We start from the raw sequence: 21,035 nt of genomic DNA, 5'->3' as shown, positions 1-21,035 counted from the left end.
CTCCTCACTCCTAACTCTGAACTCCTAACTTGATTTAAACTTTCCCAAACCGCCGCTCCCGTTGCTGGTAGGCACACAAGGCGCGATGAAATTCAGCCCGATTAAAATCTGGCCAGAGAGCATTAGTAATGTAAATTTCTCCATAAGCCATTTGCCAGAGCAGGAAATTTGAGAGGCGCATTTCTCCACTGGTGCGGATTAACAAATCTGGGTCACTAATTCCTGCTGTGTACAAGTGGCTTTCAAACACCTGCTCGTTAATTTCATCGGGTTGTAGCAGACCTTGTTGAACTTGTTTTGCGATCGCCTGACAAGCTTGTAAAATCTCCTGTCGGCCGCCATAATTAGTTGCTACTGAAAACCGGATACCTCGATTATCCTTGGTTTCTTCCATTGAACGGGATATTTCTTGCTGGAGCGATTGGGGTAGAGCCTGTAAATTTCCTACAAACTTAATTTGAACATTCTCTTCGATCATTTCCCGCAGTTCTTGGCGCAAGACTCTTTGAAATAGAGTCATCAAAAAATCCACTTCTTCCTGCGGTCTTTTCCAGTTCTCCGTTGAAAAAGCATAAGCTGTCAGCGCTTGAATTCCCCAATCCTGACAACAGCGAAGTAAATCCTTGAGAGCATCTACTCCTCGCTTATGACCCATAATTCGAGGTAGACCTTGACGTTTAGCCCATCGACCATTGCCATCCATAATTACCGCAACGTGCTGCGGCAATAGTTCTCGTTTTAAGTCAGTAGGCAAATCTTGCAGTTTAGTTTGTTGTGCTGTCATTTTTTATCTCGAGAGGCGGTCGATGGTAATCTGAGTAAGCGTGAAACCAATGCTAGTGTCTTCCCACCTATCCGACGAACAAAACTCAACAGACCAGGAGCAACAGCTTCCCTATCGACGGTTGGTGACAAAAGAGCTTCTAATGACTCCTTTAATTTCTTAATCGTCAGCGGTCTATTTAGGGTTCCCCGTTCCGCTAAAGAAATGGAACCCGTTTCTTCAGATACAACGACACAAATGCAATTTTCGACCCGCTCAGTAATTCCCATTGCCGCTCGGTGGCGTGTTCCCAACTGGCGCGAGGCTGTGCGTCCCGAAAGTGGTAAAATTATACCCGATGAGATGATCCGTGAGCCACGAATCAATGTTGCCCCATCGTGTAACAAAGTTTTTGGCTGAAAAATTGTCTGGATTAGTTCTTTAGAAACTTCCGCATTTAGCTTTACTCCTGGCACAGAAAAATCTCGCTCATCAATTGGCCCTGTGGTTTCCACAATTAGTAAAGCTCCAATGCGGTTTTTTGACAATTCTTTAACAGCCTCAACAATTTCATCAATTACACTATCAGATTTGGGCATTGCCAGCCGATCTGGTTGAAACAACTGGCGGAATTCGCCACGCCCCAATTGCTCCAAAAACCGCCGAAATTCTGACTGTAAAGCAACTGCCATCGCTACAGCACAACCAATAACTAACTTTTCCAGTACAAAACTTAAAAGAGGTAGTCCTAATCTGCCACTTAGTGCTGAGGCTAGCATTAAGATAATGAATCCCCGCACCATCCACAGTGTTCGGCGCTCACTAATAATAACTAGTATCATGTAAGTCAGCGCCAACACTAACACGATATCCAGAGTCCCAAGTAGCAAGGACTGTGACCATCCCAGGTTTATCAGCCATTGCTTCCACCAATCTCTCATGACATCTGGATTACACTTTTGCCTCTAATTACATTTAGTCATTTGTCATTTGTCATTTGTCATTTGTTATTAAACCGCGTCTACTGTGAAAACCGTAGTTTTTTGTAATGAGGCTAAAGCTCAAAACTCAAGCCACGACAGAATAATATACTCTTGTCAAAAACTCTAGGTCTCAAAATAGACGGGGTTTAGCTCTTAGCTAATTACCAATGACCAAGGACTAATGACTATTTTTTAGTCTTTCTGGTAGGCTATCTTGTCGAATTAAGTCTTGATAAGTTTCGCGTTGCAAAATTAAATTTGCTTCGCCATTAGCTACCACAACTGCTGCCGGTCGGGGCAAGCGGTTATAGTTAGATGCCATACTGTAATTGTACGCACCAGTTCCCATAACTACGAGAATATCTCCTGGTTCAGTCTTTGGGAGGAGAGCATTTTTAATCAGAATATCTCCTGATTCACAATGTTTACCAGCAATTGTGACTGTTTGGGTTAAAGGAGCGGACATTTTGTTGGCAACTACTGCCCGATATACTGATTGGTAAGTAATCGGGCGGGGATTATCGGACATTCCCCCATCGATCGCTACGTAGGTACGAATTTCTGGAATAACTTTGGATGAACCAATAGTATAAGCAGTGACGCAAGCCGTGGCAATTAGCGATCGCCCTGGTTCACTCAATAATTTCGGCAAAGGTAAATTTTCGGCTGCACAAGTTTCTTGGACAACTTCACAAATCGCCTTCACCCACTCTTTAATACTAGGGGGATCGTCTGATTCTGTGTACTTAATCCCCAAACCGCCACCAACATTTAACTCTGTAATATTTAAACCATATTTCCTAGCATCCCGTAGCCACTGTACCATAACAGCAGCCAAATCTTGATGCGGTTGGCGCTCAAAAATTTGGGAACCAATATGAGCGTGTACCCCTACACAATTAAGGATAGGCTGTTGACTGACAAAAGCAAACACCTCATCTAAATCGTTGGGATCAAAGCCAAATTTGCTATCTAAGTGTCCCGTGCGGATATATTCGTGGGTGTGACACTCAATACCGGGAGTTAACCGTAGCATGATACGTATAGAAAGAGGGGATGAAGTAACATTTTTTCCCCTTACTCCCCTGCTCCCCTGCTCCCCTGCTATTTCCACAAGGGTACGCAACTCATACCAGTTATCCGCCACAATGGTGACACCAGACTCGATCGCTAAAACTAATTCTTCACGAGATTTATTATTTCCGTGAAGGTAAATTTTCTCGGGACTAACACCAGCTTTTAGGGCGGTGTAAAGTTCACCCCCGGAGACTACATCAATTCCCAGCCCTTCAGACGCTGCGATCGCACAAACGGCTAAACAATTCCAAGCTTTTGAGGCGTACAATACTTGAGATTCTCCCTTGTAGTACTGCTTGAAAGCATCTCGGTATTGCTGACAAGCCGAACGCAGGGTTTCTTCATCTAAAATATATAAAGGTGAACCAAACTGCTCAACTAGGGTTGTGACATCACATCCACCAATTTCCAGGGAGTCATGATTCTGAACTTTAGCAGTTAAGGGTAAAAGTTCCTGATTAGGCGAGGAATTCCCCTTGATGTCACGCCTTTGAGGTAAGTATTGATTTCCAGAATGTTGAACCCCAGTGGGGTGAGTCGATACCATAAATATAAAAGCTGTCCTTGTTCAAATTACGGGCTTTAAGTTTGTCTTCCGATTCCCAGTGTACAAAGGGTTTGTAATCTTATTCAATAAATGTGATCTCATTGGACTTAGAAATTAAATTACTGACACCAGATAATCTCAGTGCAATTCTAGAACTCGATCGAGCCTGTTTCGGCGGACTTTGGACTCTAGAGGGCTACAAACGAGAATTGGACAGCCCCAACAGCGATTTACTCGGTTTATTTTCTCCGTCCTCCAGCATCAGTTTGCTAGGAATAGGTTGTTTCTGGTCAATTTTAGACGAAGCCCACATTACAATTGTGGCGGTTCATCCCCAATATCAACGTCAAGGTTTGGGTGCGGCTTTATTATATTCACTCATTAAGACAGCTTGCGATCGCAAAATGGAGCGAGCTACCCTCGAAGTCCGAGCTTCAAACTTAGCGGCTATATCTTTATATCAAAAATTTGGCTTCAAAACAGCCGGACGGCGGCGGGGCTACTACCAAGATAACGGTGAAGATGCCCTAATCCTTTGGCTGGCAGATTTACAACACTCCAAATTCAAAGCAACTTTAGACCAGTGGTATTCTATGATTAGTGATCGCCTGGACAAATCCTCTTGGCACTTGCTTTTTAAGTAAGTACGTAGGCGAGAAAATTTATAACTATATGATTCAAAGGCAGCTAAGAAAAGTGTTCGCGGAGCGTTCCCGTTGGCGCAGCCTCTCGTAGAGAAGGGTAGCAATCGGAAGGGTTTTAAAATTTTGATATTTTGTTATATAGTTAAGTTTATTTGTGCCTTACTAAGTTAGGCACAATTAATTTTGAATTATTGGGGCTTGCGATCGCCTTCAGCAAAAAAATGTAGCTTTGCTGCAACTATTTATATTTAAATATTTTATATAAAAAAAACTTTTTATAAGTAAACTATATATTAATTATTTTTGCTTGATATTAAAAAATATATATGCTAAATATAAATGTTTGGGATTGAGCCAAGAAACCCTTAATCTAAGCAGTCAGCTATTCGTAATAAATCCCAAAAACGCTCGTGAACTAAAGCTCCTCAGTACACTAGCCGCATAGCAGTAGTCAATAGTTAACAATTAGCCCATCAACTAAAGTCATAGCTTCAGGATGTCTATAATCTGTTATACAGGCATCCAAAAGCTTTGCCTGTGCTAAAATCAGCATACCGGCACGACCGCAGATGATGGGATAAAGCCATGTTTGAGCGCTTCACAGAAAAAGCCATTAAGGTAATCATGCTGGCCCAAGAAGAGGCCCGCCGTTTAGGTCACAACTTTGTCGGAACCGAGCAGATCCTCCTGGGTCTGATTGGCGAAGGCACTGGTGTGGCTGCTAAAGTGCTGAAATCAATGGGTGTCAATCTCAAAGATGCCCGCATTGAAGTTGAAAAAATTATAGGACGGGGATCAGGCTTTGTTGCCGTGGAAATTCCGTTTACGCCACGGGCAAAGCGAGTTCTAGAACTCTCCCTAGAAGAAGCACGCCAACTGGGGCATAACTACATTGGCACCGAGCATCTGCTGTTGGGCCTAATCCGCGAAGGGGAAGGTGTAGCAGCCAGGGTGCTAGAAAACCTCGGTGTGGATCTATCTAAGGTAAGAACCCAAGTTATCCGCATGTTGGGAGAAACTGCCGAAGTTTCACCAGGCGGTTCATCCGGGCGGACAAAAACCCCGACTCTGGATGAATTTGGTTCAAACCTGACCCAAATGGCGATAGACAATAAGCTCGATCCAGTGGTGGGACGCGCCAAGGAAATTGAGCGCGTTATTCAGATATTGGGTCGCCGAACCAAAAATAACCCAGTGCTGATTGGGGAACCAGGGGTTGGTAAGACTGCGATCGCTGAAGGTTTAGCTTCACGCATTGCCACTAAAGATATCCCTGACATCCTGGAAGATAAACGCGTCGTCACGCTGGATATTGGTTTGCTCGTAGCAGGAACCAAATACCGGGGTGAATTTGAAGAACGCTTGAAAAAAATCATGGATGAAATCCGCTCGGCGGGTAATGTCATTCTCGTGATTGATGAGGTACACACCTTAATTGGTGCGGGTGCGGCAGAAGGTGCGATTGACGCAGCGAATATCCTCAAGCCAGCTTTGGCCAGAGGTGAATTGCAATGCATCGGAGCTACAACCTTAGATGAATACCGGAAGCACATCGAGCGAGATGCAGCACTAGAGCGGCGTTTCCAGCCAGTGATGGTTGGCGAACCTACAGTTGATGAAACAATTGAAATTTTATATGGTCTGCGCGAACGCTATGAGCAACACCATAAACTGAAAATCTCCGACGAAGCATTAGTGGCGGCGGCGAAATTATCAGACCGTTACATTAGCGATCGCTACCTCCCAGATAAAGCCATCGACTTAGTTGATGAAGCTGGTTCTAGGGTGCGCTTGATTAACTCCCAACTGCCACCCGCAGCCAAAGAGTTAGACAAAGAACTGCGTCAGATATTAAAAGAAAAAGATGACGCGGTACGCTCCCAAGACTTTGATAAAGCTGGGGGATTGCGCGATCGGGAAATGGAAATCAAAGCCGAAATCCGGGCGATCGCTCAAAGCAAGACCAATGCAACAGGTACAGAAGGTGAAGAACCTGTAGTTACAGAAGAAGACATTGCCCACATTGTCGCTTCTTGGACTGGAGTACCGGTGAACAAACTCACCGAATCTGAATCTGAAAAGCTGCTGCACATGGAAGACACCTTGCACCAGCGTTTAATTGGTCAAGATGAAGCTGTGAAGGCAGTTTCACGAGCAATTCGCCGCGCTCGTGTTGGTTTGAAGAATCCCAACCGACCCATAGCTAGCTTTGTCTTCTCTGGGCCTACTGGCGTAGGTAAAACCGAGTTGGCGAAATCCTTAGCTGCTTACTTCTTCGGTTCCGAAGAAGCGATGATCCGCTTAGATATGTCCGAATACATGGAGCGTCACACCGTCAGTAAACTGATTGGTTCCCCTCCAGGTTATGTTGGTTATAACGAAGGTGGTCAGCTAACTGAAGCCGTGCGGCGGCGACCTTACACCGTGGTGTTGTTCGACGAAATCGAAAAAGCCCACCCCGATGTTTTCAACATGTTGCTGCAAATTTTGGAAGACGGTCGGTTAACTGATGCCAAAGGTCGCACGGTGGACTTCAAGAACACCTTGCTGATTTTAACTTCCAATATTGGTTCTAAGGTAATTGAAAAAGGCGGTAGCGGTATCGGCTTTGAATTCTCCGAAGATGCTAGCGAGTCAACTTACAACCGGATTCGCTCCTTGGTGAACGAAGAACTCAAGCAATACTTCCGTCCAGAGTTCCTCAACCGACTCGATGAAATCATCGTCTTCCGTCAGTTAAACAAGCCGGAAGTGACCCAAATCGCCGAAATTATGCTTAAGGAAGTATTTGGTCGTCTAACTGAAAAGGGTATCACCTTAGAAGTCAGCGATCGCTTCAAGGATCGGTTGATCCAAGAAGGTTACAGTCCCAGCTACGGCGCAAGGCCATTACGTCGGGCAATTATGCGCCTGTTAGAAGATAGCCTAGCAGAAGAAATTCTGTCTGGTCGTATCAAAGATGGCGATACAGCCCTTGTTGATGTGGATGAAAATGGCGTTGTCCAAGTTAGTTCTCAACAGCGTCGGGAATTGTTACCCCAAGGTGTTGAGTAAGATTTAGAGTTTGGGATTTTTAGATTAAATCCCAAATTAAAAAACGGTAGAGTATTAATTGCTCTACCGTTTTTTTGTTTGAATATGTCTAATGCAGACGACGAATACCGCGTTATTCCCCCACCAGATCCAATGAAGAATAACTGGGAATTTATGGAAGTATGGATAGATCCAAGTCATTCCCCTCCATACGCTCTTTTATTGCTTTGCGACATTGAAGATAACTGTCAGATTTATGATCCGGCACAGGGCTATAAAGTTGTATTTTCTACTAATAACTATGATGAAGCGAAGTTATATTTACTAGAGGATGAGTTTGAATCGGTTCAAGGTAGGGTGTCAGCTGCGGAATTATAGCGGTTTTCACTTGGGTGCAATACGCCCGATTATTGGGGAGTCCGAAACCAGAATTCAGGAGAACTTTATATTCTGACTCCTGACTCCAAGCTGTGTTAGGTGTATTTTAGTCATCTAAGATCGCCATAGTTTGAAATTGATTCATTTGTCAGAGAAAGAAAATCAGGCGATCGCTATTTGTCTTCTTGCTTAACCCAAAGATAACAGTAGAAAATTCAGTTTGAAGCCACAATAAATAATCAAGTAGAATTAGTACACACAGTAGCAACAAAGGAGCAAAGCTGTGCAAAGCATACTTTTAAGCCGCGAAGAAGTTGGACGACGTGCGAAAGAATTATATGAAAATAGCATTCGTCAACAAGTGGAACGAGAAGAAAACATCGATAAAATGGTGATTATCGATATAGAAACAGGTGAATACGCAATTGATAAAACAAGCTTAGAATCAGCACGATATTTACGTAATAAAAACCCATTTGCTCGATTTTTTGGTATTCGCATTGGTTACAAAGTTGCTGTTTCCTTCTCTGGTTTTCTGGAGCGCGATTATCGGTGATTTCTGGCATAGCTTTATCGTTACCATGTTAGATTGATCTGATAAGTACTAAAAGATGTTTCAATTTATGACCTTCAGTGATGTAGTTGAAGCGATTAAAAGTCTTTCAAACGAAGAAAAGTTAGAAATTCAACTGTTATTGCAGCAATATCTACGGGAAGAAAGGCGTGAAGAGATTTATCAAAATTTTCAGGTAGCGCAAGTAGAACAGCAAAATAGTGAACTAAAGTTTTCCTCGAATATCGATGAACTGAGACAACTGATAGAAGAGTGATGTTAGAAGTAAGTTTCAGTTCTTCATTTAAACGTGCTTTTAAAAAGCGAATTCAAAGGAATGTAGATTTAGAAGCACGATTTTACGACGATTTAGAGAATATGCTGGCAAAATATTTTGTTGATCGAGGTCAATACATTGCCGTCATTTAAAATGGGAAAATATAAAGAATCATTGGGAGGAATCAATCGTCATGACTGTGATAGTTGCTAAGTGGACGATTGACGAATATCACCGTATGATTGACGCTGGCATTTTGAGCGATCGCAAGGTTGAACTACTCAAACAAAAGTAACCAAACTTCCATTGCTAAATCTGGGGTAAAATACCGCCTTACAGTCTTTGAGATGATTATCCCGATTTTAGATATGCGTCTATTCCGAGAAAAAGAATGGTTATTTAGCTTACTGGTAATATCTCTAGTTTTATGGCTGATATGTTTAGGAAACTCCCCTTTACGAGATTGGGATGAAGGTACTGTGGCGCAGGTTGCCCGTGAAATTTGGCGTGCCCCACTTGGTTCAATGCATTGGCTTTACCCCACCTTGGGAGGTGAACCCTATCATAATAAGCCACCACTGATGCACTTGCTAATTGCTTGGACTTACTCTATCGGAGGTGTGAATGAGTGGACAACACGCCTACCAAGTGCAGTGTTAACTGCCTTGGGAGTGCCTTTGCTTTATTTGGTGGGATGTTTGCTTTTTAATCAAAGTTTACCAGCTGTGTTTGCCGCTTTAGTTTACCTGACGATGTTGCCTGTAGTGCGTCACGGACGGCTAGCAATGCTAGATGGTGCAACTATTACCTTCTTCTTGCTGTTGTTGTTTTGTTTGCTAAAAGCACGTCAGAATCGCCGTTATGCTTTAGGTGTGGGATTTTGTCTGGGGTTAATCGCTCTCACTAAAGGAATGATGGTTTTGCCACTAGGAGCGATCGCTTGTTTATTTCTCATTGCAGATCGGCAGTTTGCTTTGTTAACCAGCCCCTATCTATTAGTAGGACTGTTTTTAGGAAATATACCTGCGATCGCTTGGTTTGCTGCTCAATGGCAACATTATGGCGAAAATTTCTTCCAAGTTAATTTTCAAGCACAAACTTTTGCTCGTCTTACACAAGCTGTTGAAGGTCATAGCGGGCCTCCCTGGTACTATTTAATTGAGTTAATTAAGTATAGTTTTCCCTGGCTATTATTTTTACCTGGAGGTTTTTATCTAGCTTGGAAAAAACGTCAAACAACCTGGGGTCGTCTAGTAATTATTGGCACAATTGTTTACTTGGTGACTATCTCTCTAATGAGAACTAAGCTTCCGTGGTATGTTATGCCCGTATATCCATTTTTAGCTTTGGCAATTGGTGCTAAATTTAGCGAAGTTTGGCAGTACGGTCATTTTAGGGTGCGAAGTTGGACAATATTTCTGGCTATCATTGCTATTGCTGGTTTAGGAGGTTGTGTTTACTTTTTTATCAAAAAAGAGCCTATTTTGATAGTCATGAGTATTGTTTTGACAATAAGTATGGGCATTGCAGCATGGCTAGTTAAACAGCGCAATCGCAACTTTATTCCAGTTTTAGTTTCTGGGATGTACTTAGTTTTAGCACTATTGATGAGTTCGCAATCATGGATTTGGGAATTAAAGGAGGCTTTTCCAGTTAAACCAGTAGCGGAATTAATTCGGGCAAATGTTTCACCAGGAACCCAAATTTATACTTCTTTTGCTTACGATCGTCCTAGCTTAAATTTTTATAGCGATTGCAAGGTAACTGCTGCAACTTTGCCAGTTTTACAACAAATGTTATCTAATAAATCTTATTTGCTCTTAGACAATGGGACTTTACAGCAAATAAATTTAACTGGTAGCAAAATCATAGGAACAGCTAAAGGATTTACACTGATTTCACCATAAGTTAAACATTGGGAAATCTTATAAAGTAAAAGTCAAAAATAAATAAAATTTCTCTACTAGGAGCCTTCGTTTGTGATTTGAACAGTAGATTGACTAGATTGAGCTAAATAAATACCTACTAAAACTACGGCGAAAGTTGCCCAATCAAACAAACCTACCTGTTCTGAAAAAATGAACCAAGCAAAAATCGAAGCTAGAACTGGTTCTAAGAGAAGTGTAACGGCAACAACGCTTGCAGAGATTCTACTGAGGCTATAAGCTAAAAGTCCTTGACCCAATACTTGGCAGAAGAGGGCTTGGAAAATGATGAAAAACCAACCCATCCAAGAGTAGGGTAACAGCCGATCTTCCAAAAATGGGAGGACGGGTAGTAGAAACATTGTTGTCACTCCACAGCGCCACAGCATGATAGTTGCAGTGCTAAATCGGGTTCGGAGTCGTTCTATGAGCAGCATACAGGTAGCCATGAAAATAGCAGTTAGCAATGCTAATGCATCACCCAATATTTGATCGGTTGCAAATTGTACCTTATTGAGTTCATAAGCGATCGCTCCCCCCAAGGCTATAACCAGTCCAATCACGAATCTGTTATCGAAGCGCCGACCGAATAACACATATCCAGCTAAAGCAACAAATAAGGAGTTCAAATTAGATAGTAAAGCAACATTGGCAACACTAGTTTGACTCAGCGACCAAGCCCACAAAAGAAGATAGGTTCCAGCAGAGGTTCCCATTGCTAACAATAACCACACTTCTTGACTCGTAAAAGGTTTATCTTCTGTAGGTTCATTATCAGACTGTTGGCTGCGGAAAGCTTCAATTCCATTCCATAATGCAAAGACGATTGTGGCGATCCAACTACGATGAAATACCACAGCATTTGCGCCAATTTCTTGTTGGCATAATTTGGTTAAAGATGGTGCTAAAGATATAGGGATTAAGGCAAATAATAATGATGCAGTTCCTAATAAAGCTGGTGTGTCAGTGAATTGCTGCTTTATTAATGACAGTTTGCTCGTCATACTTTTAATGAAAGTGTTAACTATAGTTGTAACTGATTCCTGGAACGGGAAATTAACAACACCTTGGCTAGATACGGCTAAGTATAAACCCATTAAAACTACAGCGAAACCTACCCAATTCGAGAAAGTTAATTTTTCCGAAAATATTATCAGAGCGAAAATGCCGCTAAATACTGGCTCTAAAAGATGCACCAAGGAAACGACCACAGAGGAAAATTTAGCAAGGCTATAGGTCAAAAGCCCATGACCTAAAACTTGGCAGATCAGCGCTAGGGAAATGACCCAAAGCCACCCACTGGCTGTAGAGGGGAAAAGCCGATCGTGAGTTAATAAAAGTATGGGGAAGATGACTAAAGCAGCGATCGCACTGATCCACAACTGGATTGTGACCGGAGTAAATTTAGTTCGTAATTTTTCTACGATTAGCAGATATCCACTCAAGAAAATCGCAGAAACGATCGCAGCAAAACCCCCTTGAACTTCATCTGCGGCGATTTGCAACTCTTCAAATTCTATAGCGATCGCTCCCCCAAGGGCGATGACCATCCCAATCAAGAATTGGCTCTCAAAACTTTTACGATATAACAGCCACACCCCTAAGCTAGTAAATATGGGGGCAAGATTATGTAAAACACTAGAAATTGCAACACTAGTTTCAGTCAGCGACCAAGCCAACAAGACTAAAGTGCCAGCCCAAAAGATCCCGGCACTTCCCAATAGCCAGAGATCCTGGCTGGTGTACGATTGCTGTTCTTCAGGTTTGTCTAAGGAAAGTCGCTGACGTATCGCCTTGTATCCATGCCAAAGCAAGAAGAACACACTAGCAAGCCACAAACGGTTAAATACAGTGGCATTGGGGCTAAGTTGAGTTTCGCTCAATTTCACGAAAATAGAGCCAAAAGATATGGCACCTACACCGAGAAATAATGCAGCTAGGGCTATCTTCCTTTGATTGGATACATTCATCAGGAAATTTAAATTCAACTTCTCACCAATAAAGAATCAAACCTCTAACCAACCCAATGCTCTTGGGCAAATCCTACAGCTATTTTGGCTAGTAGTGTCACAAAAACGCCCAAAATTAAATATCCTTGACGAGGATGGCGAGATAGCAGCACGCCAATGGCTATATTCAAGGGCACAATACCATAAGCGAGACGGCTCAAGGAGATAGTACCTCCTGAAGCTAGCAACAAACCAATACCGCAAAAGCCATAAATAACTGTAACTGCGGTCAGTTGCGTGCGTAAGCGCCACAACATATAGCCACCACCCAAGACCATGAACAAATTGAGCAAGCTATTCATCCACTCTTCGCTTGCTAGGAACAACAGAGATAAGACTAAAGCATAAAAGCCATAAAATAATTTCCAAGAACTCAAATGTTGACGGAAACGCCATAAAAGATAGCCACTGGTAACAATCACGGCAACTAACAAGGGATACCAGGGGTCTTCAATGCCGCCAGATGGTTTTTTAATCCAACCATATTGCCAATTTTTTGTGCCAACTGCAATTTGCATGAGCATATTTAACCAACCCTGCCAATCAAACCCCAGATTTGGTCGCCATCCTCGTTGTGCTTCAATAAAAGCTAAAGGGTTGCCAAAATAAATCGCACAATACAAACTGAATAGAACTATGCCAATGGCGGTAACAAAACCAGTAATATAGGCAATGGGCGGTCGGCGTTCTTTCCATGCTGCGATCGCAAATGCTGGAATTAATGCCATCCCTGTAGGACGTGTTGCTGTCGCCATCGCCCCCCAAAAAGCAGTCCAGATGTACTGTTTTTGGTCAAAGGCCCGTAAAGCCGATGTACTCAAAAACAAATACAGCCCCTCTGTGTAAATCACCCCCGTAAACATGGATGATGGATATAAAGAAACTACAGCCGCCGCCCACTGCGCTGCATTGATGCCATAACGATCCTTCACCCAAAAGTACAAACAGTAAAGGGCTGCGAAAAATGCCAAGTTGTTGACTAACGTCCCTGCTAATTCAAAGGGCAAGCCCAACTTCATCAAAACCCAGATACTTAAAGGAAACAGGGGAAAAAAAGCAAGATTATGTTGTTTGCCGTCATTGACAAATTCATATCCCGAAGTTGCGATCGCTCGATAGTGCATACTATCCCAAGCATCAAAAACCCCCCAGCCAAAATGAGGCAAAAATTCTTCTGCTGGTAACGGTAGTTTTGGCGCAACCAGCAACATAGCTATCCAGATGAATATTCGACTGGCAAGCCATAAGGCTGCTGGAAACAGGAAATCACTTTTCCATAAAACTTTTTTTATAACTATTTGAACTCTGACCATAAGCTTAAATGCTTCAACAAACTCCTTTATGCATTCTTTTACTTATGGCTGTAACACAGCAATTTATGAGTAATGTTTTGCATATTAAATCCTCCACCAACATAATTAACAAACTGGATAAATTAGCAATTAATTGAAATTATTTACTATTTGGTTCCTTTTGACAATTCTCTCAGAATTTATCTTTAAAATATACTATTTTTGTCTAGATTTATGAAAATTTAGCAGCTTTAGAGTTTATTTTAAAAGTCGGTGAAGTCGTTTATATTTACTCAATACAAAACTAATCTTTGTATAATTTAATACTAAAAGGTTGATTTTATTCCTCATCAACTATGGAAAGGACTTTTAGCTATTTTTGTATGTATTCCCTAAGCTCATCTTCGATATATTTAAGTTCATGAATTCTTCCACTAGAAATAAGATTTAATCTTGTAACTTCTATCTAAGCCAGATGTACATAATCATTACCATCTAGAAATTCAATATCTAACTCATCCATAAATAAAGAGACTGCTACTTTATTGGAGCAGGGAAGTAGCTTTTTCTTATCTTGATTGCTGAAATTTTCTTGTTGTAAAAATAGTTCTATAGCATTAACTCTCAAGTATTTGCATAAAAAATGAATATATACATAACTTGCATCATCAATTTTAAATTTTTTTGGTCTTGGATTCAATGCGGACATAATTATAATCCAGTCTTTCACTGACTTATTTATCCATAGTAACGGAGTTGATAAAAGAAAGCTAATAACATATTGAAAATAGAATTTAGCTTATCAAGCTAAATTTTCTGCAATTTCATATTCTTGCAACTCATTGATAGACTGATTAAAGTAATCTACTGGACTACAATATGGGTAATTTTCGTACATTTTATGCAAGAGATTTATCATATTTTGTTGTTTATTTATCATGGCAAATATTCATCTAATATTTTAGATTTATCTATTATAAAATCCTGAAATTAACCGATTAAGGCTGGGGCTAGCCCAGAGACGAAAAGAAGCAGGCATAGGTAAATTTTACTTTTCCTCCTCTCTACTCGTCCGCGTCAGTGTATCGATTATAGTGATTGTTGTTATGAAAGAGTCCCCAGCAATTTATAGTGAGAGTTGTCTGTAAATCCTTAAGCAATTGTGAAAGCGATTACTCTTGTTGGTTCCACTGGTTCTATCGGTACTCAGACTTTAGATATTGTCACTCAGTACCCAGATCAGTTTCGGATTGTGGGATTGGCAGCTGGGAGCAATGTAGAGATGTTAGCTGCTCAAATTCGGCAGTTTCGACCGAAAATAGCGGCAATTTACTCAGAAGATAAATTACCAGCGCTCAAAGAAGCTATCATTGACCTCGATCCCCAACCGATTCTACTGGCAGGCGAGGCTGGAGTGATAGAAGTTGCTCGCTACGGTGATGCTCAAACTGTTGTTACTGGGATCGTTGGTTGTGCTGGTTTGCTACCGACGATCGCAGCCATTGAAGCTGGTAAAGATATTGCCTTAGCGAACAAAGAAACCCTGATTGCTGGGGCCCCTGTGGTTCTACCCCTAGTCGAAAAACATGGCGTAAAATTACTACCTGCCGATTCTGAACATTCCGCAATATTTCAATGTCTCCAAGGTGTGCCAAAATCTGGCTTACGGAAAATCTTGCTAACTGCATCTGGTGGGGCTTTCCGGGACTGGGATGTAGAAAAGTTGGCAGATGTAACCGTTGCAGATGCTCTCAAGCATCCTAATTGGTCGATGGGGCGGAAAATCACGGTAGACTCTGCTACTTTGATGAATAAAGGATTGGAAGTAATTGAGGCTCACTTCCTGTTTGGGTTGGATTATGACGATATCGAAATTGTGATTCATCCCCAGAGCATTATTCACTCGCTGATTGAACTGCAAGATACTTCCGTTTTAGCCCAACTCGGTTGGCCGGATATGCGCTTACCTTTACTGTATGCTCTATCTTGGCCCGATCGCATCTACACCAACTGGGAACGACTAGATTTAGTCAAGGCTGGAAACTTAACCTTCCGCGAACCAGATCACCAAAAGTATCCTTGTATGCAGTTGGCTTATGCTGTGGGTAAAGCGGGTGGTTCGATGCCAGCTGTTTTAAATGCCGCCAATGAGCAAGCTGTGGCTTTATTTTTAGATGAAAAAATTCGCTTTTTAGATATTCCTCGGTGTATCGAATGGGTGTGCGATCGCCATCAAAATGATAACCGTGCAAATCCCTCTTTAGATGACATTTTGGCAGCAGATAAATGGGCAAGGCAAGAAGTTTTAACAGCGACTGAAAAATTAGAAACTCACTCGCGGATAATTTCTCTGCGATAAAAACCTTCACTCAAATACCCAAAAGGCAGAAAATCTGCCTTTTGACAAATTATTTGTTAGCTTTCAGCATTAGCCTTGAGGCTAAAAATTAAATTTATTTTTATCCATCCTTTGCCATGAGTTGTTAGACTCTCATCTCAATCTTAGATAGCTCTGATTAACTAGAAACATTTCTTTTAAAAATACAACTATTATAGTTTGTAATTATTGATACAATCTTCTTAGAGAAATATTTCATAAATTCTGCCAAATTGCCAAATAATTTGCCTCTTATTTGAATTATTGTCTCATTTTCAGATAATATAACATTGGTACAGTTAGACAAAAAATTTTGGCTTTAGTACCTATTCAAAGTTAAGTCTAATAGCTTTAGCACTAGTAATTTTTACTTTAGATAAAATTCACCCTTCCTGAATAAACATCTTTTTTCATAAGGGCTATTTTAAGGAATTTATATATTATGATCGCTACGTTGATTGTAGCTTGGATTGTCTTCGTAATATTGTGGAAGTTGTTGAAAGCCACTCTGAAGAGTGCATTAACTATTGCCGCAATTCTGATTTTATTAAATATTAGTTTTGGCATTACTCCGCAAGATATTTTGCATCACATAATGGAGTTTACTCAAAGTTTATCAAATCTCCAAAGCGGCAAGTAAAAAAGTACAATTAATTGCATTCAAGACAAAATTAATCAGATAAGTAGGGGCAATTCATGAATTGCTCCTACTTGAGCAACTACTAACTATTTATAACCTTTGTTGGTCAAGTATTATTTAATGCTGCAATTTTGGCTAATGCATCCTTAACACTCATTGGCAGCTGACGCATAATCTTGCCTCTTTCGCGATCTAAAGCGACTAAAGTCACCTTGGCAGTAACGTACAATTGTTGTCCATCTGTGGAAACAATGGCATAATCCCAATTAATTCGGACACCTGTTACCTCAGCCATGCGCGTTTTGACTACCACTGCCATACCCAATTGAATTGAACGATGATAACGCAACGACAGTTCTACAACTGGTAAATCACAACCTATCGCAACTAAATCAGCAAATTCAATCCCTATAGATCGCAAGCATTCAATCCGCGCTTCTTCCATCCAAGCTAGATAAGAACCGTGCCAAACAACACCAGAATAATCAGTGTGGTGGGGTTGCACTCTTAGAGGATATTCAAACCAATTCCCAAATTCATAACTTGATGGATTATCAAGGGCGGTAGTGGGTGGTAATTCTGGCTGGCTGGGTTTTTCTTCTGACATTTTCACTTTTTTAAACACCTATAAATTTTCCAAATATGGAATAGCATAAAAATTAATTGCGTTCCATAACTTATTGATTTAATATTTACACTTCCGAGTATAGGGAGTGTTTTGTTATGCAGCCTAATCTCCGGTATGTTAGTCTTATTACTTTAACTATACTTAGTTTACTTGGTTTTGGGATGGCATACCCAGACAATAACCAGGTAAGCACAAATACAAGGTTGAGATACAACTCTGGAGAAAAAGCTCAAGCTTTACCTCAGAATAATCAGCTTTTAGAAATTGAAAGGCTCAATGAAGAAGCTATCAAAGAATCTCGGCAAGGTCAATCGGAAGAAGCGTTGCAGAGATTACAACAAGCACTAGCCATTACTAGAGAACTTGGAGAGCGCTCTTGGGAAGCGGTAACATTCAATAACATCGGCAGAATCTACCAAAGTCAAAGAAAGTATCCTGAAGCACTTCAATCCTATCAGCAAGCCCTATTAATTAATAGAGAACTTAAGGATCTCGTTCGACTTGGCAAAACTTACAGTAATATAGGTTACTTATTTGATATCCAAAATCAACCAGAGTTAGCAATTTTTTTCTACAAACATTGCTTAATTAATCGTGAAAAAGCTCGCTTGAATCCATCAGCACTTAGCGCATCGCAACCAGATGCTTACAGCATAACTGTTAGCCAGACATATCGGATTTTAGGCGAACGATTGCTCAAACAAGAGCGTGTTGCTGAGGCACAAAGGACGATGGATTTACTCAAAGTTGAAGAACTAGAAGAATATCTCCAGGCTGTGCCAGGTAATCAACGTACTGTCAAAGGTATTAATATAGCGGCAACAGAAAAACCAATTAAACAAAAGTTGGATCAAACTCTTGATAATGCGGTTGTACTGGGTAAAGAACTAACAACACTACGAAAAATTTCTCCCAAAGAGCGATCGCTCGAACAGAAACAACGCATTGAGCAATTAGTCTTAAATCAACAGCAACTTTTGGATAAATTTAACGAATTTATCAATAGTCCTTCAGTGAAAGCACAGATAGAACAAATTAGCCGGACAGCTAGGCGGCAAAATTTGGATTTGGAGAATCTCAACGAACTTCGGGATAATTTGGCGAGATTGCCTCAAAAATCTGCAATCCTCTACCCACTGATTTTAAAAGATAGCTTGGAATTGGTATTAGTCGCTCCCGAATCCCCACCAATTCATCGCACTGTTGCTGTCAAACGCGAAAACCTCCATCAAACAATTGCTACTTTCCGCCAAGCTTTAATCAATCCCAGCCGGAATATCAAAGCACCTGCACGCCAATTGTATGACTGGCTAATTAAACCTATAGAAAAAGACCTGAAGCAATCAGGTATACAAACTCTGATTTACGCTCCAGATGAGCAGTTACGCTATATCCCTTTAACTGCTTTATATGATGGCAAACAATGGCTAGTGCAGCGTTTGGGTGTCAATCACATTACATCTGCCAGTCTAACTAACTTAAATACCCCACAAGAGTCTACTTTGCGGGTTTTAGCTGGTGCTTTTACTAAGGGTAATTATCAAATTAAAGTTGGGAATCGACAAGTTACTTTTGCTGGTTTGCCCTTTGCAACGCAAGAAGTGGAAAATTTAGCTGCTACGATTCCTGAAACTACGAAGCTTTTAGACGAAGCTTTTAGCCCTCAAGTCGCTGTACCCCAAATGGATGATTATACAATTGTCCATTTAGCGACTCATGCAGCCTTTGTGGTCGGTAAACCAGAAGATTCGTTTATTTTATTTGGAAATGGCGATCGCATTAACTTGAGAAATGTCGCCACTTGGTCACTCCCCCATGTAGATTTGGTAGTGTTAAGCGCCTGTGAAACCGGCTTGGGAGGCAAGTTAGGTAACGGTGAGGAAATTTTGGGCTTTGGCTATCAGATGCAACAAACTGGCGCAAGAGCCGCGATCGCCTCGCTGTGGTCTGTAGATGATGGTGGTACACAAGCACTTATGAGTGCTTTTTATGGTATAATTTCCACTGATAAGTTGACTAAAGCTGAAGCCTTACGACAAGCTCAAGTCTCATTAATTACTGGAGATTGGAAGGCAAGAAGTCACAATGTACCCGTGGCGGCAGTTAGTGATTTTAGTCACCCGTACTACTGGGCATCCTTTATTTTGATTGGCAATGGGCTTTAAGCGTTAATGGTTTTCCACCATGTCAAGGGATGGCTTTTTCAAGCTTATAGGTGATTGCTACTGAAAAAATTCATTAAAGATTCATAATTCATAATTGATAATTCATAATTTCTTTATGTAAGTAGATTTAGACTCCAAGCATAATTAGGTTGTTTGCTTGATAGTTACAAGTGTTTTTAATCTATCTTTTTGATTACGAATTATGAACTAGTAATTACTGATTATGTTGATTTTGATTGGCAATGCGTTTTAACTTTCAGCTAAAGGCTCAAAATCCGGCTCATGAGCTTTTAACAGATAGGAAAAATAGGCGATGGGCTACGAGCCAATCACTTGATGATAATGGAGAACAGGTAAGAGCGATCGCTAACTAAGCCACAATTACCAATTACCGATAATCGATTTCTAATTTGCGATCGAACTTTGGAACCTTAATACTTCTTGGCAAGAGTTTTAGAGCCTGTATCGGTTTGCATAGATTGCTTGACAAGATCGGCTAGTTCGTCGAGTTGGCTAATTGCCTCCGCACCTTCTAGCTTCATTAATTCGCGGTCATCCCGCATTTCCGTCCAAGTAATCCCATAATCGGACACCAGAAACCGAATTAGGTGGTTATCACCCAAGCTAACCATAAACGATGCACTATTCATTTGGTCGCCGCAGGTGTAACAAGACGCAGGATACCCGCGCCGCTCTAATACAACCGCCAAGGCTTGCAGGTTCATTACCAAGTCTTGGACGAATTGCCGATGTTGATGTGCTAGTCTCAGAAACACTTTTGTCCTCCAGACACCACAGTCATTTGAGTTTCTTTTATATTTTCTTTAGATTTTCTCATCCACTGGTATTGTAAACTATTCAATACAATTACCAGACAGATAATATTGAGTCGTTAATTGACTACCTTGTTTAGGGTAGTGGATCGAGATTTTGAGCGCCGTATCAAACTATTCAGTTTGCAAATTAAAAATCTCGGACAGAATTGCTAAATTTAACTATATCTTTATACACTTCTGTCAGGGTAGATTCTTACATGGAGCATTCCGCTTTAAGAGTAACCTAAATCTAGCGCTAGTCAAGTCCAGAAAAGCTTCATATTTCGCTTTTACTGACGAAGCGCAGCTAAATTGAGTCTTATTTAAGGCTATAACGTAGTTTTACATCCTTATAGTGTCTTTTTCTTAAAAGTTTGATCTGTTCTCTTTCTAACGTAGATTTTCGTACAGACAAACCATTATGTATACCAAATTTGTTCCTCCCGTAGATATAAAGTTGAGCAGACGACAGTGCAAATTTGATATCCAGTACTAAAAGCAGATTAACTATAGTACTTTATACAAAGTCCACGTAAGGGATAGACAAGTCTGAGTGTTAAATCTAGAATAAAGCAACTTAACACTGACAGTACCTAAACTCAGTAGAGTGATGTTGCCATCTAGACAATATTTTCAACTATTTTGGGATTACCCTCAAAAAGTAATACGAACCAAAGCATAGAAATTTGGAAAGATTCTTATCTTAGTTTGTTTTTGCCAAATAAAATCTATGTATATTATATTTTGATTATTTATCAAAACTGAGTAATTATTTTTTATCGATCGCGCACGCTACGCAAACGAGGTTTCAGGTTTTCAGTGTGTAAGTCTTATAAATTAGCCCTTTCAAGGTGGATAAAAATTTTGCTCAATATTTCTCTTTAAGCTCTTCACTCTGGCTTCTCTGCACCTATGTGGTAAAAAATGCT

18 protein-coding genes and 1 pseudogene are annotated in these 21,035 nt (G+C 40.8%); 11 read left to right on the top strand and 8 right to left on the bottom strand.

The annotated features are described in order from the left end of the window. Positions 1 to 34: 34 nt before the first annotated feature. The 3 genes from RMZ41_RS02170 to lysA all read right to left on the bottom strand — a co-directional run bounded on the left by RMZ41_RS02170 (position 35) and on the right by lysA (position 3,370). Positions 35 to 784 (bottom strand): isoprenyl transferase, encoded by a 750-nt coding sequence (locus RMZ41_RS02170; RefSeq protein WP_322645067.1) that lies wholly within the window; start codon positions 782 to 784, stop codon positions 35 to 37. Continuing rightward, complete coding sequence (gene cdaA, locus RMZ41_RS02165) at positions 781 to 1,704, bottom strand: diadenylate cyclase CdaA (protein WP_322645068.1); 924 nt, start codon at positions 1,702 to 1,704, stop codon at positions 781 to 783. Before cdaA ends, RMZ41_RS02170 begins: the two co-directional genes overlap by 4 nt. Positions 1,705 to 1,924: 220 nt before the next feature. Further along, entirely contained in the window at positions 1,925 to 3,370 is a 1,446-nt protein-coding gene (lysA, locus tag RMZ41_RS02160; RefSeq protein ID WP_322645069.1) for a diaminopimelate decarboxylase, read from the bottom strand. 92 nt (positions 3,371 to 3,462) lie between these two features. On the opposite strand from lysA, the gene rimI reads away from it, so the two are divergent. The 7 genes and pseudogenes from rimI to RMZ41_RS02125 all read left to right on the top strand — a co-directional run bounded on the left by rimI (position 3,463) and on the right by RMZ41_RS02125 (position 10,162). After that, positions 3,463 to 4,014: a ribosomal protein S18-alanine N-acetyltransferase gene (gene rimI, locus RMZ41_RS02155; protein WP_322645070.1), complete on the top strand. Its 552-nt coding sequence runs from the start codon at positions 3,463 to 3,465 to the stop codon at positions 4,012 to 4,014. Between the two features lie 585 nt (positions 4,015 to 4,599). Next, complete coding sequence (locus tag RMZ41_RS02150) at positions 4,600 to 7,068, top strand: ATP-dependent Clp protease ATP-binding subunit (protein ID WP_322645071.1); 2,469 nt, start codon at positions 4,600 to 4,602, stop codon at positions 7,066 to 7,068. A gap of 84 nt (positions 7,069 to 7,152) precedes the next feature. Beyond that, complete coding sequence (locus tag RMZ41_RS02145) at positions 7,153 to 7,425, top strand: hypothetical protein (protein WP_306557837.1); 273 nt, start codon at positions 7,153 to 7,155, stop codon at positions 7,423 to 7,425. A 283-nt stretch (positions 7,426 to 7,708) separates the two neighbouring features. Beyond that, complete coding sequence (locus tag RMZ41_RS02140) at positions 7,709 to 7,981, top strand: hypothetical protein (RefSeq protein ID WP_322645072.1); 273 nt, start codon at positions 7,709 to 7,711, stop codon at positions 7,979 to 7,981. A gap of 55 nt (positions 7,982 to 8,036) precedes the next feature. Continuing rightward, positions 8,037 to 8,255, top strand: coding sequence for a hypothetical protein (locus RMZ41_RS02135; protein ID WP_322645073.1), 219 nt, complete (start codon positions 8,037 to 8,039; stop codon positions 8,253 to 8,255). Between the two features lie 193 nt (positions 8,256 to 8,448). Continuing rightward, a pseudogene (locus RMZ41_RS02130) lies at positions 8,449 to 8,541 on the top strand (Uma2 family endonuclease); the annotation flags it as partial. A gap of 82 nt (positions 8,542 to 8,623) precedes the next feature. Beyond that, on the top strand, positions 8,624 to 10,162 hold the full coding sequence (locus tag RMZ41_RS02125) for a glycosyltransferase family 39 protein (RefSeq protein ID WP_322645124.1): 1,539 nt from the start codon (positions 8,624 to 8,626) through the stop codon (positions 10,160 to 10,162). Between the two features lie 56 nt (positions 10,163 to 10,218). On the opposite strand, the gene RMZ41_RS02120 is transcribed toward RMZ41_RS02125, so the two are convergent. The 3 genes from RMZ41_RS02120 to RMZ41_RS02110 form a co-directional block, all read right to left on the bottom strand. Continuing rightward, the gene (locus tag RMZ41_RS02120; protein ID WP_322645074.1) at positions 10,219 to 12,150 is read right to left on the bottom strand and encodes a DMT family transporter; all 1,932 of its coding nucleotides are present in this window, start codon (positions 12,148 to 12,150) and stop codon (positions 10,219 to 10,221) included. 44 nt (positions 12,151 to 12,194) lie between these two features. Further along, positions 12,195 to 13,502, bottom strand: a complete 1,308-nt coding sequence (locus RMZ41_RS02115; RefSeq protein WP_322645075.1) for a mannosyltransferase family protein — start codon at positions 13,500 to 13,502, stop codon at positions 12,195 to 12,197. A gap of 445 nt (positions 13,503 to 13,947) precedes the next feature. Then, positions 13,948 to 14,190: a hypothetical protein gene (locus RMZ41_RS02110; RefSeq protein WP_322734408.1), complete on the bottom strand. Its 243-nt coding sequence runs from the start codon at positions 14,188 to 14,190 to the stop codon at positions 13,948 to 13,950. A gap of 453 nt (positions 14,191 to 14,643) precedes the next feature. On the opposite strand from RMZ41_RS02110, the gene dxr reads away from it, so the two are divergent. Together dxr and RMZ41_RS02100 are read left to right on the top strand one after the other, a co-directional pair. Next, positions 14,644 to 15,840 carry a 1-deoxy-D-xylulose-5-phosphate reductoisomerase gene (gene dxr / locus RMZ41_RS02105; RefSeq protein WP_322734409.1) on the top strand — a complete coding sequence of 399 codons (1,197 nt, stop codon included), beginning with the start codon at positions 14,644 to 14,646 and terminating at the stop codon, positions 15,838 to 15,840. A 460-nt stretch (positions 15,841 to 16,300) separates the two neighbouring features. Further along, a complete protein-coding gene (locus RMZ41_RS02100) occupies positions 16,301 to 16,498 on the top strand; it encodes a hypothetical protein (protein WP_322645078.1) in 198 nt (65 codons plus the stop codon). Between the two features lie 106 nt (positions 16,499 to 16,604). Here the strand turns inward: RMZ41_RS02100 and RMZ41_RS02095 are convergent, their stop codons facing one another. Beyond that, positions 16,605 to 17,105: a thioesterase family protein gene (locus tag RMZ41_RS02095; RefSeq protein ID WP_322645079.1), complete on the bottom strand. Its 501-nt coding sequence runs from the start codon at positions 17,103 to 17,105 to the stop codon at positions 16,605 to 16,607. Positions 17,106 to 17,221: 116 nt separating this feature from the next. Here RMZ41_RS02095 and RMZ41_RS02090 point away from each other — a divergent pair, with 116 nt between their 5' ends. Continuing rightward, on the top strand, positions 17,222 to 19,291 hold the full coding sequence (locus tag RMZ41_RS02090) for a CHAT domain-containing protein (RefSeq protein ID WP_322645080.1): 2,070 nt from the start codon (positions 17,222 to 17,224) through the stop codon (positions 19,289 to 19,291). Positions 19,292 to 19,533: 242 nt separating this feature from the next. Next, entirely contained in the window at positions 19,534 to 19,665 is a 132-nt protein-coding gene (locus tag RMZ41_RS02085; protein ID WP_322645081.1) for a hypothetical protein, read from the top strand. Positions 19,666 to 19,722: 57 nt separating this feature from the next. On the opposite strand, the gene RMZ41_RS02080 is transcribed toward RMZ41_RS02085, so the two are convergent. Then, positions 19,723 to 20,067 carry a DUF1815 family protein gene (locus RMZ41_RS02080; RefSeq protein WP_118162512.1) on the bottom strand — a complete coding sequence of 115 codons (345 nt, stop codon included), beginning with the start codon at positions 20,065 to 20,067 and terminating at the stop codon, positions 19,723 to 19,725. Between the last annotated feature and the right edge of the window lie 968 nt (positions 20,068 to 21,035).

Origin of the sequence: Nostoc sp. DedVER02, assembly GCF_034530675.2 — a bacterium.
In the GTDB taxonomy this organism is placed as follows: Bacteria; Cyanobacteriota; Cyanobacteriia; order Cyanobacteriales; family Nostocaceae; genus Nostoc.
Note: the sequence above shows the minus strand (reverse complement) of the source record. Positions and strands in the feature narration are given on the sequence as shown.

What these genes read in the sequence shown, in the direction of transcription:
- RMZ41_RS02170 (WP_322645067.1), bottom strand. Translation starts at nt 784, where the DNA reads ATGACAGCACAACAAACTAAACTGCAAGATTTGCCTACTGACTTAAAA.
- RMZ41_RS02110 (WP_322734408.1), bottom strand. Translation starts at nt 14,190, where the DNA reads ATGTCCGCATTGAATCCAAGACCAAAAAAATTTAAAATTGATGATGCA.
- RMZ41_RS02150 (WP_322645071.1), top strand. Translation starts at nt 4,600, where the DNA reads ATGTTTGAGCGCTTCACAGAAAAAGCCATTAAGGTAATCATGCTGGCC.
- RMZ41_RS02115 (WP_322645075.1), bottom strand. Translation starts at nt 13,502, where the DNA reads ATGGTCAGAGTTCAAATAGTTATAAAAAAAGTTTTATGGAAAAGTGAT.
- RMZ41_RS02090 (WP_322645080.1), top strand. Translation starts at nt 17,222, where the DNA reads ATGCAGCCTAATCTCCGGTATGTTAGTCTTATTACTTTAACTATACTT.
- RMZ41_RS02135 (WP_322645073.1), top strand. Translation starts at nt 8,037, where the DNA reads ATGTTTCAATTTATGACCTTCAGTGATGTAGTTGAAGCGATTAAAAGT.
- RMZ41_RS02120 (WP_322645074.1), bottom strand. Translation starts at nt 12,150, where the DNA reads ATGAATGTATCCAATCAAAGGAAGATAGCCCTAGCTGCATTATTTCTC.
- cdaA (WP_322645068.1), bottom strand. Translation starts at nt 1,704, where the DNA reads ATGAGAGATTGGTGGAAGCAATGGCTGATAAACCTGGGATGGTCACAG.
- lysA (WP_322645069.1), bottom strand. Translation starts at nt 3,370, where the DNA reads ATGGTATCGACTCACCCCACTGGGGTTCAACATTCTGGAAATCAATAC.
- RMZ41_RS02095 (WP_322645079.1), bottom strand. Translation starts at nt 17,105, where the DNA reads ATGTCAGAAGAAAAACCCAGCCAGCCAGAATTACCACCCACTACCGCC.
- RMZ41_RS02125 (WP_322645124.1), top strand. Translation starts at nt 8,624, where the DNA reads ATGCGTCTATTCCGAGAAAAAGAATGGTTATTTAGCTTACTGGTAATA.
- RMZ41_RS02145 (WP_306557837.1), top strand. Translation starts at nt 7,153, where the DNA reads ATGTCTAATGCAGACGACGAATACCGCGTTATTCCCCCACCAGATCCA.
- RMZ41_RS02100 (WP_322645078.1), top strand. Translation starts at nt 16,301, where the DNA reads ATGATCGCTACGTTGATTGTAGCTTGGATTGTCTTCGTAATATTGTGG.
- RMZ41_RS02085 (WP_322645081.1), top strand. Translation starts at nt 19,534, where the DNA reads ATGCGTTTTAACTTTCAGCTAAAGGCTCAAAATCCGGCTCATGAGCTT.